The sequence below is a fragment of the Dyella japonica DSM 16301 genome (genome assembly GCF_001010355.1).
In the GTDB taxonomy this organism is placed as follows: Bacteria; Pseudomonadota; Gammaproteobacteria; order Xanthomonadales; family Rhodanobacteraceae; genus Dyella; species Dyella japonica.
This window is the reverse complement of the sequence record NZ_JPLA01000002.1, coordinates 63,929-78,770: the sequence shown is the minus strand read 5'-3', so window position 1 is coordinate 78,770 and position 14,842 is coordinate 63,929. Positions and strand designations below refer to the sequence as shown.

Here is a 14,842-nt window from a genome sequence, read left to right as displayed (position 1 = left end):
TCAAAGTCGACTTGCCTGCCGTCCTGATGGCATGCGCATCGAATGTCTACGAATGCGTTGCGGAAACGCGATGTTGTTCAGCGTTTCTCGTGGCTCGTGAGAGCCGTGCCGCACTGCGATCCATCACGGATGTGCAATGCAACGGCAACCTGAGCATAGCGCGGCGGTGTCGCCGCCGGTACCCCGGGTGACGCTTGTCATGTGTGGTAGCTGACGGGGGCAACTGCCGGCAAACCCTTGCGCTGCCTAGCATGGCAGGCAACAAGGAGGAGCCATGAACCCGTCCGTCGCCGTGGTGGCCAGCCTGTCTGGCGTAGTCAAACGTTACGGCGCTTTAACGGCGCTGGATGGTCTCGACCTCATGCTGCACCGCGGCGAACTGCTCGCTTTGCTCGGCCCCAACGGCGCCGGCAAGAGCACGGCGATCAGCCTGCTGCTGGGGCTCATACGCGCCGATGCGGGCAGGGTGGAATTGTTTGGCCAGGATCCGCAGGCGATCGATGCGCGCCGCCGCATCGGCGTGATGCTGCAATCGGCCTTTCTGCCATCCACGCTGACTGTATCGGAACTGTTACGCCTCACCATGAGCTACTACCCCGCGCCGCGTTCGTTGGCGGAAAGCGCGGAGATGGCCGGTGTGTCCGATCTGCTCTCACGTCGCTATGCGGCGCTTTCCGGCGGCCAGCAGCGTCGTGTGCAGTTTGCGCTGGCGCTGTGTGGCCGGCCGGAGTTGCTGTTTCTGGACGAGCCCACGGTCGGCATGGATATCGATGCGCGGCAAAAGCTATGGGCGGCGATTCGACGACTCACCGCCGAAGGCTGCGCCGTCGTGCTCACCACGCATTACCTGGAAGAGGCCGAGGCGCTGGCGCAACGGGTGGTCGTACTCGGCAAGGGCCGCGTGCTGAGCCAGGGCAGCGTGGACGAATTGCGTGCGCACGTGGCCGTGACGCGCATCCGCTGCATCAGCGATCTGGATGTGCATGCCCTGGCGCAATGGCCGCACATATCGCGTGCAGAACGCGATGGCACGCACCTGCTTTTGCACAGCGATGCGCCCGAACGCGTGCTGCGCCGCCTGCTGGATGCCGATCCCCTGCTGTCGGAACTGGAAGTCCGCCGCGCCGGTCTTGTCGAGGCGTTCACAGAATTGACCCGCGAGAGCGCCGCCGAAAAGGAGGCTGCGTAATGTCCGTGACCGCGATCGCCACCGTGCCGTACCAAGGCATGACCTCGCGCCGCCTGCTTGCTGCCTACGCGATGGAGGCGCGCAGCGAATGCCTGCGCTACTTCCGCGCGCCTGGGTTCCTGCTGCCGGTGACTTTGTTTCCCACCATGTTCTACCTGCTGTTCGGCATCGTGATGAACCACAACGCCGATGCGAACACGGCGCGCTATCTGCTGGCCAGCTATGGCGTGTTTGGCGTGATGAGCCCGGGCCTGTTCGGTTTCGGCGTCTCGCTGGCGATGGAGCGCGAGAACGGCCTGCTGACGCTCAAGCGCGCGATGCCGATGCCACCCGGCGCCTATCTGCTGGGCAAGATGGTGATGGCGATGCTGGCCGCGGCGATCGTGATGCTGTTGCTGCTGGCGCTGGGCATCGGGCTGGCGCACGTGCAGTTGGGCGTGTCGCAGGCGCTGGTATTCATCGTCACCGGCATGTTGGGTGTGCTGCCGTTCTGCGCGCTGGGCATGCTGGTGGGCACGCTGGTGAAGGGGCAGGGTGCGCCGGGCGTGATCAACCTCATCTATCTGCCGATGTCCTTCCTGTCGGGCCTGTGGATACCGCTCTCCGCGCTGCCGCAGGCGTTGCAGCGCATCGCGCCGATCTGGCCCAGCGCCCATCTGCAACAGCTTGCCCTGGGATCGCTCGGCATGGGCCAGTCGCCGGCATGGCCACATCTGCTGGTGCTGCTGGCCTATGGCGTGGGTTTCTTCCTGCTGGCGGCCCGGCGCCTGCGTCGGGTGGGTTGAAGTAGCATGCACGAAGGGCGGACGGATCACGGGGAGCGGGACACGGTGCGTCAGTGGCTACGAGCTTGGTTTACGCCGGCGCCGGACTCTCTGGCGGCGATCAGCATGCACAAGGGCAAGTCGCCCTGGGTGGATGCCGTGCATCTGCTGTGGTCGGTCTGGGTGTTCGTGATACCGGCGTTCGATCACTACACCTGGCAGTGGGCCTGGATCACCCTCTTCAGCTATCCGCTGTTCCTGCTGCTGTATGCACAGGCCTGCATCGCCTCCCGCCGGCAGTCGCGCTACTACGCATTGGCGCTGGTTGCCATGTCGATGCTGCTGTTGCGCTGGTATCCCAGCGGGCTGACCTATTTCGTGTACGGCACCATCATGCTGCGCAGCTGCCGCATGCGGCTGAGCCTCTACATGGCCTTGCTGGCCCTGCTCAACGTGATGCTCATCGTCGAGGTGCGGCTGCTGCACTATCCGTGGCAGGCCATCATCTGGATACCCGTCACCTCGATCATTGTCGGCCTGGTGGTGCACGCCGAGCGCCTCAGTGAGGAAAAGGAGGCCGAGCTTCGTCTTTCGCACGATGAAGTACGCCGGTTGGCGGCACTGGCCGAGCGCGAGCGCATCGGTCGCGACCTGCATGACCTGCTTGGCCACACGCTGTCGCTGATCACCTTGAAGCTGGAGCTGTCGCGCAAGCTGTTCGATCGCGACAGCGAGGCGGCCAAGCGCGAAATGGCCGAAGCCGAACGCGTGGCGCGGCACGCCTTGTCGGAGGTGCGCACGGCGGTGTCCGGCATACGCGCCACCGATCTGGCCGCCGAACTCGCCGCGGCGCGACTGATGCTGGAGTCGTCGGCGGTGTCGTTCGAATGCGGCGAGCTGCCGCCATCCTTGCCGGTCGAGGTCGAGCGTGGACTCGCGCTGGTGCTGCGCGAGGCCGTGACCAATATCGCAAGGCACGCTCGAGCCAGTCGTGCGCGCGTGCTGACCGAAGTGGCCAATCAGACGCTGAAGCTGTGCATCCAGGACGATGGACGCGGCGGCATCGATGTACACGGCAATGGGCTCAAAGGCATGGTCGAACGCGTGCGGGCGCTGGGCGGCACGCTCGAGGTGCTCTCGCCGGCCGGCCAGGGCACGCGCCTGAACATCACGGTGCCGTTGTGTTCACGCACGGTGTTGCGCGACGTGGGCCAGTTGGATGGGACGCCCGATACGCCGGCCACGGGTTGGTCACCGCAGGAGCGGCAGGCAACATGAGCAGCTGGTTCAAACCGCACCCCGATTCCCTGCTGGGCAAACTCGGCTCGCCCAGCTATCTGCGCTGGGAGGCGATGGCCAACCTGGTGTGGGTCGCCGCGCTGCTGATCGGCCCGATGGCCGACCCCAGGGCGGTATGGACGCGCTGGCTGATCCCCACGCTGATCTCCGCGCCGCTGTATCTGTATTTCCACCTCAAAGTCTATACCGCGCCGTATCGGCAACTGCCCTGGTATGCCACGGGCATTGCGGTGCTTGGTTTGATCGTATGGCCATTCAACGGCGTGGCTATCGGCTACGTGGTGTCTGCGGCCATGTGCTTCGCCTATTTGTCCTCGCTGCGCCGCTGGCTCACGGCGCTGGCCATCCTGGTCGTTCCCACGGCCATCGTCGCCTACGAGCTGCACGTCTCGCCGTGGGTCATGCTGCTGATCGTGTTCGTGTCGTTGACGTCCGGCTTTGGCCATTTCCTGCGCATGAACAACCATCGCAAGGATGCGGCGCTGCGTCTGTCGCAGGAAGAAGTACGGCGCCTCGCCACGCTGGCGGAGCGCGAGCGCATCGGTCGCGACCTGCACGACTTGCTTGGACATACCTTGTCGCTGGTTGCGCTGAAATCGGAACTCGCGCGCAAGCTGGCGCTGATTGATCCCGAGCGTGCACAGCGCGAGATGGAAGAAGTCGAACGTGTCGCGCGTCATGCCTTGGCCGAGGTGCGCACCGCAGTGACCGGCATGCGACGCGGCGACCTGGCCGCGGAGCTGGTTTCGGCGCGTCTCATGCTGGAAGCCTCGGGCGTCGGCTTCCACGGCGCCTTCCCTTGCGATACCCAACTGCCCGCCCAGGTCGAAGCGCCGCTGGCCCTGGTGCTGCGCGAAGCGGTGACCAATATCCATCGTCACGCCAAAGCGAATGCAGCACGCGTCGACTTCACCATCGAAAAGCATGGCTTGCGCATGCAGGTCACGGACGACGGTTGCGGCGGCCTGAGCGTGCATGGCAATGGGGTGAGCGGCATGCGCGAACGCGTGCGTGCGCTGGGCGGCAGCCTGCAGATCGATTCGCCTTTGCGGCACGGCACGGTGCTTACCGTGCAGGTGCCTTTGGGCAAGGAGCAGGTGGCGGTCGCTGCATCCGATGCGCCCGCCATCGAGTTGAACAACAGGAGTGCTGCATGATTCGTGTATTGCTGGCCGAAGACCAGGCCATGGTGCGTGGCGCGTTGTCCGCGCTGCTCAATCTCGAAAGTGATATCGAGGTGCTTGGTTCGGCGGCGGATGGTGAGGCGGCGTGGCGCGAGGTACAGCGCATCAAGCCCGATGTGCTGGTCACCGATATCGAAATGCCGGGGCTCACCGGACTGGAGCTGGCGCAGCGCATCCAGCGCCATGAGATGCCGATCAAGGTGATCATCGTGACGACCTTTGCGCGGCCGGGCTTTCTTCGCCGTGCGTTGGATGCCGGTGTATCCGGCTATCTGCTGAAGGACGCACCGGCGGAAAACCTGGCCGAGGCGCTGCGCATGGTTCATCGCGGCGGTCGCGCCATCGATCCCCAGCTGGCGCTGGAGGCCTGGTCGGAGGCCGATCCGCTGAACGATCGCGAGCGCCAGGTGCTGCGCCTGGCCGGCGAGGGCCAGTCGGCCAACGATATCGCCACCCAGCTCAACCTCTCGCATGGCACCGTGCGCAATTACCTGTCCGAGGCGATCGGCAAACTCGGCGCCGCCAATCGCATCGAGGCCTATCGGCTGGCCCGGCAGAAGGGTTGGCTGTAGCTGGCCCGATAGGGCGCGGGAACAGGTTTTCCCGGCCGCGCCTGCCCCACGCCTGGGGGCCGGCCGCGGGTTTTGGGCGATAATGGCCTATTCGACGCCAGTATCCCGCCGTGAAGAAGACCGATTTCGATTTTGAGTTGCCGCCTGAGCTGATCGCGCAGGCGCCGCTGTCCGAGCGTTCGGCCAGCCGTCTGCTGGTGCTCGATGTGGATGCGCAGTCGCGCCAGGACCGCATGTTCCGCGAGCTTCCGGCGTTCCTGCGCGAGGGCGACCTGCTGGTGTTCAACGACACGCGCGTGCTGCCTGCGCGCCTGTACGGCCGCAAGGACACCGGTGGCCAGGTGGAGATCCTGATCGAGCGCGTCACCGGTGCGCACGAGGCCACGGTGCAGCTGGGGGTGAGCAAGAAGCCCAAAGAAGGTGGCCGCATCGAGCTGGCCGACGGCAGCCATGCCGTGGTGCTGGGGCGCGACAACGCGTTCTTCCGTCTGCACTTCGAATCGCCCGAGCCGCTGGAAAGGCTGCTGCTGAAACTCGGCGAAATGCCGCTGCCGCCGTATATCGAACGCCACGCCGACGCCAGCGACATGGAGCGCTATCAGACGGTGTTCGCGCGCGAGCCGGGTGCCGTGGCGGCGCCCACCGCCGGCCTGCATTTCGATGAGGCGATGCTGGCGACGCTGCGCGAGCGCGGCATCCAGTTCGGCTACGTGACCCTGCACGTGGGCGCGGGCACGTTCCAGCCGATCCGCGCCGATGACATCAAGGATCACCAGATGCATCGCGAGTGGCTCAACGTGGGCGCGAGCCTGGTGGAGCAGATCCGCCGCACGCGCGCGGCCGGCGGTCGGGTGATCGCGGTGGGCACCACCGTGGTGCGTGCGCTGGAAAGCGCCGTGCGCGATGGCGAACTGCAGCCGTTCGCGGGCGAAACGCAGATCTTCATCTTCCCCGGCTACCAGTTCAGCAGCATCGACGGCCTGCTGACCAACTTCCACCTGCCGCAATCGACCCTGCTGATGCTGGTGTCCGCGCTGGCGGGGCGCGACTTCATGCTGGGCTCGTATCGGCATGCGGTGGAGCAGAAGTACCGGTTTTTCTCGTATGGCGATGCGATGTTGATTTTGCCCAAGGGCTGAGTGACAACGCCGCCCACACCTGTGGGAGCGCACCCTGTGCGCGACAGCAAGCTTGCGATGCACCGCTCCGTCGGTTTGTCGCGCACAGGGTGCGCTCCCACAAGGAGGGGCAATTTGGCCCCCAAAGCACGAAATCGCCGGACAGGCGATAATTCCCCCTATGACTTCTCTGACTTTCGAACTCCAGGCCACTGATGGCGCGGCCCGTCGTGGCCGTCTGACGTTTGACCGCGGCACGGTGGAAACGCCGGCCTTCATGCCGGTTGGCACCTATGGCTCGGTCAAGGCGATGACCCCGCGGGACGTCCGCGAGATCGGTGCCGAGATCATCCTGGGCAATACCTTCCACCTGTATCTGCGCCCCGGTCTCGAGGTGGTGGAACAATTTGGCGGGCTGCACAAGTTCATCGGCTGGGACAAGCCGATACTCACCGATTCGGGTGGTTTTCAGGTGTTCTCGTTGGCGCACAAGCGCAAGATCACCGAGGAAGGCGTGGCCTTCGCCTCGCCCGTGGATGGCTCCAAGGTGTTCCTGTCGCCGGAAGAGTCGATGCGTATCCAGACGGTGCTCGATTCGGATATCGCCATGATCTTCGACGAGTGCACGCCGTATCCGGCCACGGAGAAGGTGGCGTCCACCTCGATGGAACTGAGCCTGCGCTGGGCGGAGCGTTCGCGCCGTGCGTTTGACGATCTGAACAATCCCAACGCGCTGTTCGGCATCGTGCAGGGCAGCGTCTACGAAAACCTGCGCCGCCGCTCGGCGGAGGGCCTGGTCAACATCGGCTTCGATGGCTACGCCGTGGGCGGCCTTGCCGTGGGCGAGCCGGAGGCCGAGCGCAACCACGCGCTGGATTTCACCGTGCCCATGTTGCCGGCCGACAAGCCGCGCTACCTGATGGGCGTGGGCCGTCCTGAGGACATCGTGGAAGCGGTGCGCCGCGGCATCGACATGTTCGACTGCGTCATGCCCACCCGCAATGCACGCAACGGCTTCCTGTTCACCGCCGAGGGCACGCTGCGCATCCGCAACGCCAAGTTCGCGCTGGACACCCGCGTGATCGAGGAAGGCTGCGACTGCTACGCCTGCAGCAACGGCTTCAGCCGCGCCTACCTGCGGCATCTTGACCGCTGCAACGAGATCCTCGGCAGCCAGTTGGCCACCATGCACAACCTGCGGCATTACCAGCGCCTGATGGCGGGGCTGCGCGATGCCATCGCGGCGGGGAAGCTGGAGGACTTCGTGGCGGAGTTCTATGCGCGCAGGGCGGGCGGGGTGGTGGCCTGAGCCTTCGTCGCCGAGGCGGCGTCTAATTTGAGGCTAGCCCCCATGCTCGTCATCCCGGCGTAGGCCGGGATCCAGCGGCGAGGTGATGGGTTGTCGCCAAAGCCCGATATAGCCCTTACCGTGGCGCGAGAACCAAGTCCCGCCGCTACTGGATTCCGGCCTGCGCCGGAATGACGAAATAGGAGCCGGCCAGGGAACCTTCGCCCTTCCGCCCCGGTCCAGCCCTTGCAATCCACGCCTCCCGGCGCCAGAACCCTTCACGGGCGGGCCTTGCAGCGCATGCAGGGGCCGGGGGCGCGTGGCATAATCCACGATCTTTTATCAGGTGTTGTCAGAAAACTCTGGCAATACCGCTACTTGCGAGACGAGCTGATGACTTTTCCGATGTCCTATGTGATTGCCCAGGCCGCTCCCGCAGCCGCTCCGGGGGGTAATCCCCTGATGAGCCTGGCCCTGCCGATCCTGCTGCTGGTGGTCATGTTCTTCGTCATGATCCGCCCGCAGATGAAGCGTCAGAAGGAACACCGCGCCATGCTGTCGGCCCTGTCCAAGGGTGACGAAGTGGTAACCAACGGCGGTATCGCCGGCAAGGTGGAAGAGATCGGTGAGAGCTTCATCACGGTCGAAATCGCCCCGAACGTGAAGATCAAGGTGCAGAAGGGCGCCGTGCAGCAGGTCCTCCCGAAGGGCTCGCTGAAGTCGTCCTGACGACTTGCCGGAGCGGAGGGGCTCCGGTCCACCAAAGCATTGCTCGCCACGGCCGCCTCTGCCGTGGCTTCTGACGGATTCAAGGCATGAGTGATTTTCCACGCTGGAAATATGCGCTGGTCGCCATCGTATTGGTGCTCGGTATTGTCTATGCGTTACCCAATGTGTTCCTGCCGGTGCCTGCCGTGCAGGTCACGGCCAACCGCAATGGCACGGTCGACCAGGCGATCGAACAGAAAGCGATCGACGCGCTGAAGAAGGCCAACATCGTCAGCACCGGCGTCGAGCTCAATGGCGACCATCTGCTGGCCAGCTTCGCCAATGCCGACGTGCAGAAGAGCGCCGCCGACGCGATCAAGGGTGCGCTGGGCGACGACTACACGGTGGCCTTCAACCTGAAGTCCACGGTGCCGCATTGGCTCACCTCCATCGGCGCGAAGTCGATGCCGCTGGGCCTGGATCTTCAGGGTGGCGTGCACTTCCTCATGCAGGTCGATCAGGACGATGTGATCGACAAGCAGGAAACGCGTTACGCGGACGACATCCGCAGCCTGCTGCGCGAAAAGAACATCCGTTACGAGTCGGTGGTGCGCAACCCGCAGCGCGGACAGGGCGTGATGGTGGTGCTCAAGAGCGCCGCTGACCGCACCGCTGCATCCAACGCCATCGTCGCGGATTATCCGGACCTGGCGATCACCGATGGCAGCGCCACCGGCGACCGTTTCCCGCTGAGCGCCGCGGTGCGTCCGGACAAGGCGCGTGAGCTTTCGCTCAACACCATCCGCCAGAACCTGGGCACGCTGCGCAACCGCATCAACGCGCTGGGTGTGTCCGAGCCGATCATCCAGCAGCAGGGCGACAGCCGCATCGTGGTCGAGCTGGCCGGCGTGCAAGACACGGCCGAAGCCAAGAAGATCATCGGCGCCGTGGCCACGCTGGAATACCGTTCCGGTTACGGCACGCCGCAGCAGGCGGTGGACGCTGCCCGCACCGGCATCGTTCCGCCCGACGCGCGCCTGTACAAGGATCGCGACGGCCGTCCGTACCTGCTGAGCAAGAACATCATCGTCACCGGCGATCAGCTGGTGGATGCGTCCTCCAGCTTCGACCAGCAGAGCGGCAGCCCGGCGGTGTCGGTCACGCTCAATGCGGCCGGCGCCAAGAAGATGCTCGACTTCACCACCGGCAACGTCGGCAAGCCGATGGGCGTGGTGTACGTGGAGCGCGTGGTCGACACCAAGGTCGTCGACGGCAAGGAAGTGCGCACGCCCAAGGTCACTGAAGAAGTGATCAACTACGCCACCATCAACGGCGTGTTCGGCAAGAACTTCCAGACCACCGGCCTGCGCAGCCCGAAGGAAGCGTCGGACCTCGCGCTGCTGCTGAAGGGCGGCTCGCTGGCGGCGCCGGTCGACATCGTCGAAGAGCGCGTGATTGGTCCCAGCCTGGGCCAGGACAACATCCAGAAGGGTCTGCGCGCCGTGACGCTCGGCCTTGCCCTGGTGCTGCTGGCCGCTGCGTTCTACTACAAGCTGTTTGGCCTGGTGGCCGACGTGGCGCTGTTCTTCAACCTGGTGATCCTGATCGCGGTGATGTCGGCTGTCGGCGTGACGCTGACCATGCCGGGCATTGCCGGTATCGTGCTGACGCTGGGTATGGCGATCGACGCGAACGTGCTGATCTGCGAACGCATCCGCGAAGAACTGCGCAACGGCTCCTCGCCGCACGCGGCGATCCGCGCCGGTTACGACAAGGCGTGGGCCACCATTCTCGACGCCAACGTCACCCACCTTATCGCCGCACTCGCGCTGACCACGATGGGCTCGGGCCCGATCAAGGGCTTCGGTGTCACGCTGCTGATCGGTATTTTGACCTCGATGTTCACCTCGGTCACCGTGACGCACGCGATCACCGCGCTGATCCATGGTCATCGCAAGCTCAAGACGCTGTCGGTCTGAGGAAGAGACACAGATGGAAATTTTTAATCACAACGCGAACGTGAACTTCCTCGGCATGAGGAAGTTCAGCGTGGGCATCGCGATTCTGCTGATGGTCGCCTCCATCGCGCTGATCACGGTGAAGAGCCTCAACTACGGTCTGGACTTCACCGGCGGCGTGTCGCTGGTGATGGATTACGACAACCCGGTGCAGGTCGGCGAAGTCCGCGACGCCCTGGAAAAGGGCGGCATGGAGCACACCCTGGTGCAGAGCCTGGGTGGCACCAAGGAAGTGTCCATCCGCCTGCAGCCGAAGGACGACCCGCACTCGGGCGTCGCCGACGGCGGCAAGGTGAACCTGGACAAGATCGCCGAAGACGTCACCAAAGCCCTGCAGGCTGCGCGTCCGGATGCCAAGCTCAAGAGCCGCGACTACGTCGGCTCCGCCGTGGGCGAGGAGCTGCGCAGCGACGGTATCGTGGCCGCCATCGTGGTGGTGCTCGGCATCGGTCTGTACCTGGGCATCCGCTTCGAATGGCGCTTCGCCGTGGCGGCCATCGCCACCGAGGCCCACGATGCGCTGGTGACGGTCGGCATCTTCGCGTTGACCCAGCGCGAGTTCGACCTGACCGTGCTTGCCTCGGTGCTGGCGGTGATCGGTTACTCGATCAACGACAAGGTGGTGGTGTTCGACCGCGTGCGCGAACTGTTCCGCCTGGCCCGCAAGGCCGAGCCGGAAGAGATCCTCAACCGTTCGATCAACAACACCCTGTCGCGTACCATCATCACCGCGCTGTTCACCGGCATCACCATGGCCGCGCTGTACTTCTTCGGCGGTCCCGCGGTGCACGGCTTCGCCATCACCATGCTGATCGGCATCCTGGTGGGTACGCTCTCCTCGATCTTCGTGGCGAGCCCGATCCTGCTGTGGCTGGGCGTGTCCAAGCAGGACCTGATGCCCAGGACCAAGGAAAATCCGGAGCTGGCGCGTCGTCCGTAAGTGACGCGCTGATTCGACGGAAAAGAAAAGGCCCGGGATTTCCCGGGCCTTTTTGTTTGCGTTGCATCGAGCTTCAAAGGGGGGGGGCTGCTCACGTGCCCAGCTCGTTTGAAGCGAAGGGATTGCACTTTCCTCATTCGGAGAGCAGGAATCTGCTTATGCGGCGTCGCAGGTCAAGATCGTCAATCTGTTTCGCTTCATCATCCGCTTCGATGGCGTACTGGCGCGCCAGTTCTGTCTCACCCATGTTTTTATGGCGCTCCGCCAGTGCGAATTTGATCGATACGCGATAGTCACGTGCCTCGTCACCGATGGCTCGGCTTAGAGCGCGGAGATAGAGAGGTATGGCAGCGCGATCATCAATGGTGAAATCCGCGAGGCTCTCCCACAGGAATGGATGGTCGTAACCGTCCAGGCTCTGCGCCTCGCAGTAGTCCTTCAGCGCGTTGTAGTTGACCCAAAACCTATCGCGCTTGTCTTCTTGTGCGAGCAGGGAGGCGAACTCCATGACGCGATCCCAAACTTCCGACTTGAGCTCCATTCCATTCCCCGCCTATCGAGTTGTCCGCTCTCTTATTCAGCCGGAGATCGGCGCGGAGAGCGCGCCATCTTAAAGGCGGAAGCGGGCACAATCAGGCGGGCTCGATCGATTCGTTTGTTTCGGCAAGGTCGAGCGCGGGCTTTTCCTTTGAATGCGCCGGCTGCAACACATGATGCGCCAACCCATGCAGATCCAGCTGATCCACCGGTATCGGTCGGTAGTCCGGGCCAAACGCCACCTCGCCGAACTTCCATCCCGACGGCCGGCGCACCGCGCCCCAGAACCGCTTGGCCGCATTCCAGTGCAGGCCAACCAGGCCGTGGTTGTTGTCGTCATCCACCATCGGATCGCCCACGCCGGTGGGGCGCAGCGGTTCGTTGTACAGCGCGGTGCCGAACAGCACGTCCCAGATCGAGAACACCTGGCCGAAGTTGCAGTTGTGCAGGGTCGGTCGGGTGGGGTCGACCAGCATGTGGTGCAGACGGTGGAACTTCGGTGACACGAACACGCGGTTGAACACCGGGCCGAACGCGATGCGCACATTGGCGTGCGAGAAGTTCTGCACCAGTTCGCCCATCAGCACCAGCCAGGCGAACTGCTCGGGCTCCACGCCCATCACGATGCCCACGCTGGCGAGGATCATCGACTGGATGAAGCCGTCGATCAGGCTGCCGCGGTCATTCGTCCAGCAGCTCATCTGGCGCGTGCTGTGGTGCATGCTGTGCAGCGCCCACCACCACGGCAAGGCGTGCTGCAGGCGATGCATCCAGTAGTACACCAGGTCGTAGATCACGTAGTAGCAGCCGAACAGCAGCCACGGATGCTGCTTCAGCCATGGCACCCAGTGGGTGATGGCGAGCGGCGAGGCGCTGGCGTCGCCGGGGCCGGTGTCCGGCCCGCCAAAGTAATTGGCGATGGGCGTGAGGATCAGATAGCTGAAGATCGGAAAGATGCCGACCAGCATCAACACGGTGTACTGGAAGTCGACCTTGGTGAGCTTGCGGTGCTCCCAGCGCTCGGCCGGCACCACGCTTTCCAGCGGACGGAAGATCAGGCCGATCACGCACAACTGGAACGCGGCGATCAGCAGCGAGCCGGAGATGTCGATCGGATCGCCGGCGAGGCCTTCCAGATGCAGGAACTGCAGCACCGGCAGTACGCCGTGGCTGGCGAACCAGCTGACCAGATGGGACCACAGTTCGGACATCGGCTACACCTTGCGAGAAAACGTGTCGGTCCTGCAGGCGGGGAGCGGAGCGGGGCGCTACAGAACCGGGCAGTTCAGGATACCGCCGGCTGCCGGCCGCATCCATCCGGCAGGATTTTGCGGCAGGCCACCTTTCGCTTAGCTGCCGCGCAAATGCGCGTCCAGCTCCGCCAGCTGCGCCGGGTTGCCCAGGTTGCGCCAGAAGCCGTCGTAGTGCTCGCCGCTGAGCTGGCCGTCTCGCATGGCCTGCTGATACAGCGGCAGCAGCTTGAAGCGACCAGGCGTCTGGCCATGCAGGAACGCCGGGCGATAGAGACCGATATTGCCGAAGGTGAGCCGCGCGCCGGGGCCGTCTTCGTGAAGTAGCCCCTGGTCCAGCACGAAATCGCCCGTGGCATGCCAGTCCGGATTGGGCACCATCACCAGGTGTGCCAGGCCGGCAGGCTCAAGCGGCAGCGCCGCATAGTCGTAGTCGCTGTAGATATCGGCGCTGACGGCAATGAATGGCTCCGGGCCCAACAGCGGAAGCGCGTTGAGCATGCCGCCACCGGTTTCCAGCGGCGTCGGACCTTCGTAGGCATAGCGGATACGCAGCCCCCAGCGCGAACCATCGCCGAGCACGTCGGGAAATTGATCCGCCAGATGCGAGGTATTGATCACCACGTAGCGCACGTCGATCGCCGCGAGCCTTTCCAGGTGCCATTCGATCAGAGGCTTGCCGCCCACTTCCAGCAAAGGCTTGGGCGTGTGGTCCGTAAGCGGACGCATGCGCTCGCCGAGGCCGGCGGCGAAGATCAGGGCGTGTCTCATGCGGCTGCCACCTGCGTAAGATCACGACCCTCCGCGTGCTGCTTCAGCAGCCCCACGAAATCCGCCAGCTCCGGATAGCGCTCCGCCACCGACACCACGTAGTGATACACGCGCGGCACGTCGGCGAGGTAGCCGGGTTTTCCATCGCGATACCACAGGCGATAGAACTGGCCGAGCACGCGGATATGGCGATGCAGGCCGGTGAGATCGAACCAGCGCAGGAAACGTTGGCCGTCGATCTTTTCGTCGATCACGCCGGCCGTGAGCAGACGCTGCCGATACGATGCCACCCAGCCTTCCACGCGCTCGCGCGGCCACACGATATAGGCATCGCGCAGCAGCGAGGCGAGGTCGTAAGTGATCGGGCCGGACAGCGCGCCCTGGAAATCGATCACGCCGGGATTGTTGTGATCGACGATAAGCAGGTTGCGGCTGTGGTAGTCCCGATGCACGAAGCGTCGCGGCTGTTCCAGCGCATTGCGGATGATCACGCTGAACGCGGCTTCGAGCACATCCCATTCGTGGCAGCTGGGCGTGTGACCGAGGTGTTTGCCGAGAAACCATTCCGGCATCACTTCCAGTCCGCTCACCAGGCGCGCGTGATCGAAGCGCGGCAGATCGTCGTGTGCCATGCGCGTCTGCATCAGCAGCAGTGCGTCCATGGCGTCGCCGTAGAGGCGGTCGGCGCTGTCGTCGTTCAAGGCCGGCAGATAGAGCTGGGTGCCCAGGTCTTCGATCAGCAGAAAGCCTTGCTCGAGATCGGTCGCATGCACGGCCGGTACATGGACACCGACTGCAGTGAGCCTTTCGCCCATGGCCATCCAGGGGCGTGGATCCTCCAGCGCGGGCGGCGAATCCATCACCACCCAACTCTTGCCGTCGTGATACGTGCGCCAGTAGCTGCGAAAGCTGGCGTCCGATGAGGCGGAAACCAGTTCGAGCGAAGGGTCGCCAAGGGCGGAGCGGGTCCAGGCGAGGCGGGCGGCGGCGCGGTCGGGAACGGTGGTCATGGTGGGCTGGAAATGGCAATGAGAGAAGCTTAGCGGGTATTCGCCTCGTCATGCCGGGATCCAGAGTTGGGTCGGAATCTACGGTGGAAAATCTACTGTGGGAGCGCACCCTGTGCGCGACAAACCTACGGAGCGGTACACCTAGGCGTGGCAGTCGCGCACAGGGTGCGCTCCCACAAACGAGCGTGCCCCCT

At 64.3% G+C, this 14,842-nt stretch carries 14 protein-coding genes; 10 read left to right on the top strand and 4 right to left on the bottom strand.

Annotated features, from left to right (window positions below):
• Nucleotides 1–274 precede the first annotated feature (274 nt).
• From Y882_RS01100 to secF, 10 genes are all read left to right on the top strand, one after another.
• On the top strand, nucleotides 275–1,189 hold the full coding sequence (locus Y882_RS01100) for an ABC transporter ATP-binding protein (RefSeq protein ID WP_046970023.1): 915 nt from the start codon (nucleotides 275–277) through the stop codon (nucleotides 1,187–1,189).
• Nucleotides 1,189–1,974 (top strand): ABC transporter permease, encoded by a 786-nt coding sequence (locus Y882_RS01095; RefSeq protein ID WP_052949559.1) that lies wholly within the window; start codon nucleotides 1,189–1,191, stop codon nucleotides 1,972–1,974. Before Y882_RS01100 ends, Y882_RS01095 begins: the two co-directional genes overlap by 1 nt.
• Nucleotides 1,975–2,079: 105 nt before the next feature.
• Nucleotides 2,080–3,231, top strand: coding sequence for a sensor histidine kinase (locus Y882_RS01090; RefSeq protein ID WP_052949557.1), 1,152 nt, complete (start codon nucleotides 2,080–2,082; stop codon nucleotides 3,229–3,231).
• Nucleotides 3,228–4,409, top strand: coding sequence for a sensor histidine kinase (locus Y882_RS01085; RefSeq protein WP_046970021.1), 1,182 nt, complete (start codon nucleotides 3,228–3,230; stop codon nucleotides 4,407–4,409). Before Y882_RS01090 ends, Y882_RS01085 begins: the two co-directional genes overlap by 4 nt.
• Nucleotides 4,406–5,008: a response regulator transcription factor gene (locus Y882_RS01080; protein ID WP_046970020.1), complete on the top strand. Its 603-nt coding sequence runs from the start codon at nucleotides 4,406–4,408 to the stop codon at nucleotides 5,006–5,008. The genes Y882_RS01085 and Y882_RS01080 overlap by 4 nt, the downstream gene beginning before the upstream one ends.
• A gap of 110 nt (nucleotides 5,009–5,118) precedes the next feature.
• Nucleotides 5,119–6,147, top strand: coding sequence for a tRNA preQ1(34) S-adenosylmethionine ribosyltransferase-isomerase QueA (gene queA, locus Y882_RS01075; RefSeq protein ID WP_046970019.1), 1,029 nt, complete (start codon nucleotides 5,119–5,121; stop codon nucleotides 6,145–6,147).
• A gap of 160 nt (nucleotides 6,148–6,307) precedes the next feature.
• Nucleotides 6,308–7,435, top strand: coding sequence for a tRNA guanosine(34) transglycosylase Tgt (gene tgt, locus Y882_RS01070; RefSeq protein ID WP_046970018.1), 1,128 nt, complete (start codon nucleotides 6,308–6,310; stop codon nucleotides 7,433–7,435).
• Nucleotides 7,436–7,807: 372 nt separating this feature from the next.
• Entirely contained in the window at nucleotides 7,808–8,143 is a 336-nt protein-coding gene (gene yajC, locus Y882_RS01065; protein ID WP_046970017.1) for a preprotein translocase subunit YajC, read from the top strand.
• 86 nt (nucleotides 8,144–8,229) lie between these two features.
• Nucleotides 8,230–10,101 (top strand): protein translocase subunit SecD, encoded by a 1,872-nt coding sequence (gene secD, locus Y882_RS01060; protein ID WP_046970016.1) that lies wholly within the window; start codon nucleotides 8,230–8,232, stop codon nucleotides 10,099–10,101.
• Nucleotides 10,102–10,114: 13 nt separating this feature from the next.
• Nucleotides 10,115–11,080, top strand: coding sequence for a protein translocase subunit SecF (gene secF / locus Y882_RS01055; RefSeq protein WP_046970015.1), 966 nt, complete (start codon nucleotides 10,115–10,117; stop codon nucleotides 11,078–11,080).
• Nucleotides 11,081–11,213: 133 nt separating this feature from the next.
• Here secF and Y882_RS01050 read toward each other — a convergent pair whose 3' ends face one another.
• From Y882_RS01050 to Y882_RS01035, 4 genes are all read right to left on the bottom strand, one after another.
• On the bottom strand, nucleotides 11,214–11,588 hold the full coding sequence (locus tag Y882_RS01050; protein ID WP_156171291.1) for a hypothetical protein: 375 nt from the start codon (nucleotides 11,586–11,588) through the stop codon (nucleotides 11,214–11,216).
• A 124-nt stretch (nucleotides 11,589–11,712) separates the two neighbouring features.
• On the bottom strand, nucleotides 11,713–12,828 hold the full coding sequence (locus tag Y882_RS01045; protein WP_046970013.1) for a sterol desaturase family protein: 1,116 nt from the start codon (nucleotides 12,826–12,828) through the stop codon (nucleotides 11,713–11,715).
• Between the two features lie 138 nt (nucleotides 12,829–12,966).
• A complete protein-coding gene (murU, locus tag Y882_RS01040; RefSeq protein ID WP_046970012.1) occupies nucleotides 12,967–13,638 on the bottom strand; it encodes an N-acetylmuramate alpha-1-phosphate uridylyltransferase MurU in 672 nt (223 codons plus the stop codon).
• Nucleotides 13,635–14,648: an aminoglycoside phosphotransferase family protein gene (locus Y882_RS01035; protein WP_046970011.1), complete on the bottom strand. Its 1,014-nt coding sequence runs from the start codon at nucleotides 14,646–14,648 to the stop codon at nucleotides 13,635–13,637. Before Y882_RS01035 ends, murU begins: the two co-directional genes overlap by 4 nt.
• Between the last annotated feature and the right edge of the window lie 194 nt (nucleotides 14,649–14,842).

Bases quoted from the DNA above. Each gene is read 5' to 3' on its own strand.
- Y882_RS01080 (WP_046970020.1), top strand. From the start codon at position 4,406: ATGATTCGTGTATTGCTGGCCGAAGACCAGGCCATGGTGCGTGGCGCG.
- tgt (WP_046970018.1), top strand. From the start codon at position 6,308: ATGACTTCTCTGACTTTCGAACTCCAGGCCACTGATGGCGCGGCCCGT.
- Y882_RS01045 (WP_046970013.1), bottom strand. From the start codon at position 12,828: ATGTCCGAACTGTGGTCCCATCTGGTCAGCTGGTTCGCCAGCCACGGC.
- Y882_RS01035 (WP_046970011.1), bottom strand. From the start codon at position 14,648: ATGACCACCGTTCCCGACCGCGCCGCCGCCCGCCTCGCCTGGACCCGC.
- Y882_RS01090 (WP_052949557.1), top strand. From the start codon at position 2,080: ATGCACAAGGGCAAGTCGCCCTGGGTGGATGCCGTGCATCTGCTGTGG.
- Y882_RS01085 (WP_046970021.1), top strand. From the start codon at position 3,228: ATGAGCAGCTGGTTCAAACCGCACCCCGATTCCCTGCTGGGCAAACTC.
- yajC (WP_046970017.1), top strand. From the start codon at position 7,808: ATGACTTTTCCGATGTCCTATGTGATTGCCCAGGCCGCTCCCGCAGCC.
- secF (WP_046970015.1), top strand. From the start codon at position 10,115: ATGGAAATTTTTAATCACAACGCGAACGTGAACTTCCTCGGCATGAGG.
- Y882_RS01050 (WP_156171291.1), bottom strand. From the start codon at position 11,588: ATGGAGTTCGCCTCCCTGCTCGCACAAGAAGACAAGCGCGATAGGTTT.
- Y882_RS01100 (WP_046970023.1), top strand. From the start codon at position 275: ATGAACCCGTCCGTCGCCGTGGTGGCCAGCCTGTCTGGCGTAGTCAAA.
- secD (WP_046970016.1), top strand. From the start codon at position 8,230: ATGAGTGATTTTCCACGCTGGAAATATGCGCTGGTCGCCATCGTATTG.
- Y882_RS01095 (WP_052949559.1), top strand. From the start codon at position 1,189: ATGTCCGTGACCGCGATCGCCACCGTGCCGTACCAAGGCATGACCTCG.
- murU (WP_046970012.1), bottom strand. From the start codon at position 13,638: ATGAGACACGCCCTGATCTTCGCCGCCGGCCTCGGCGAGCGCATGCGT.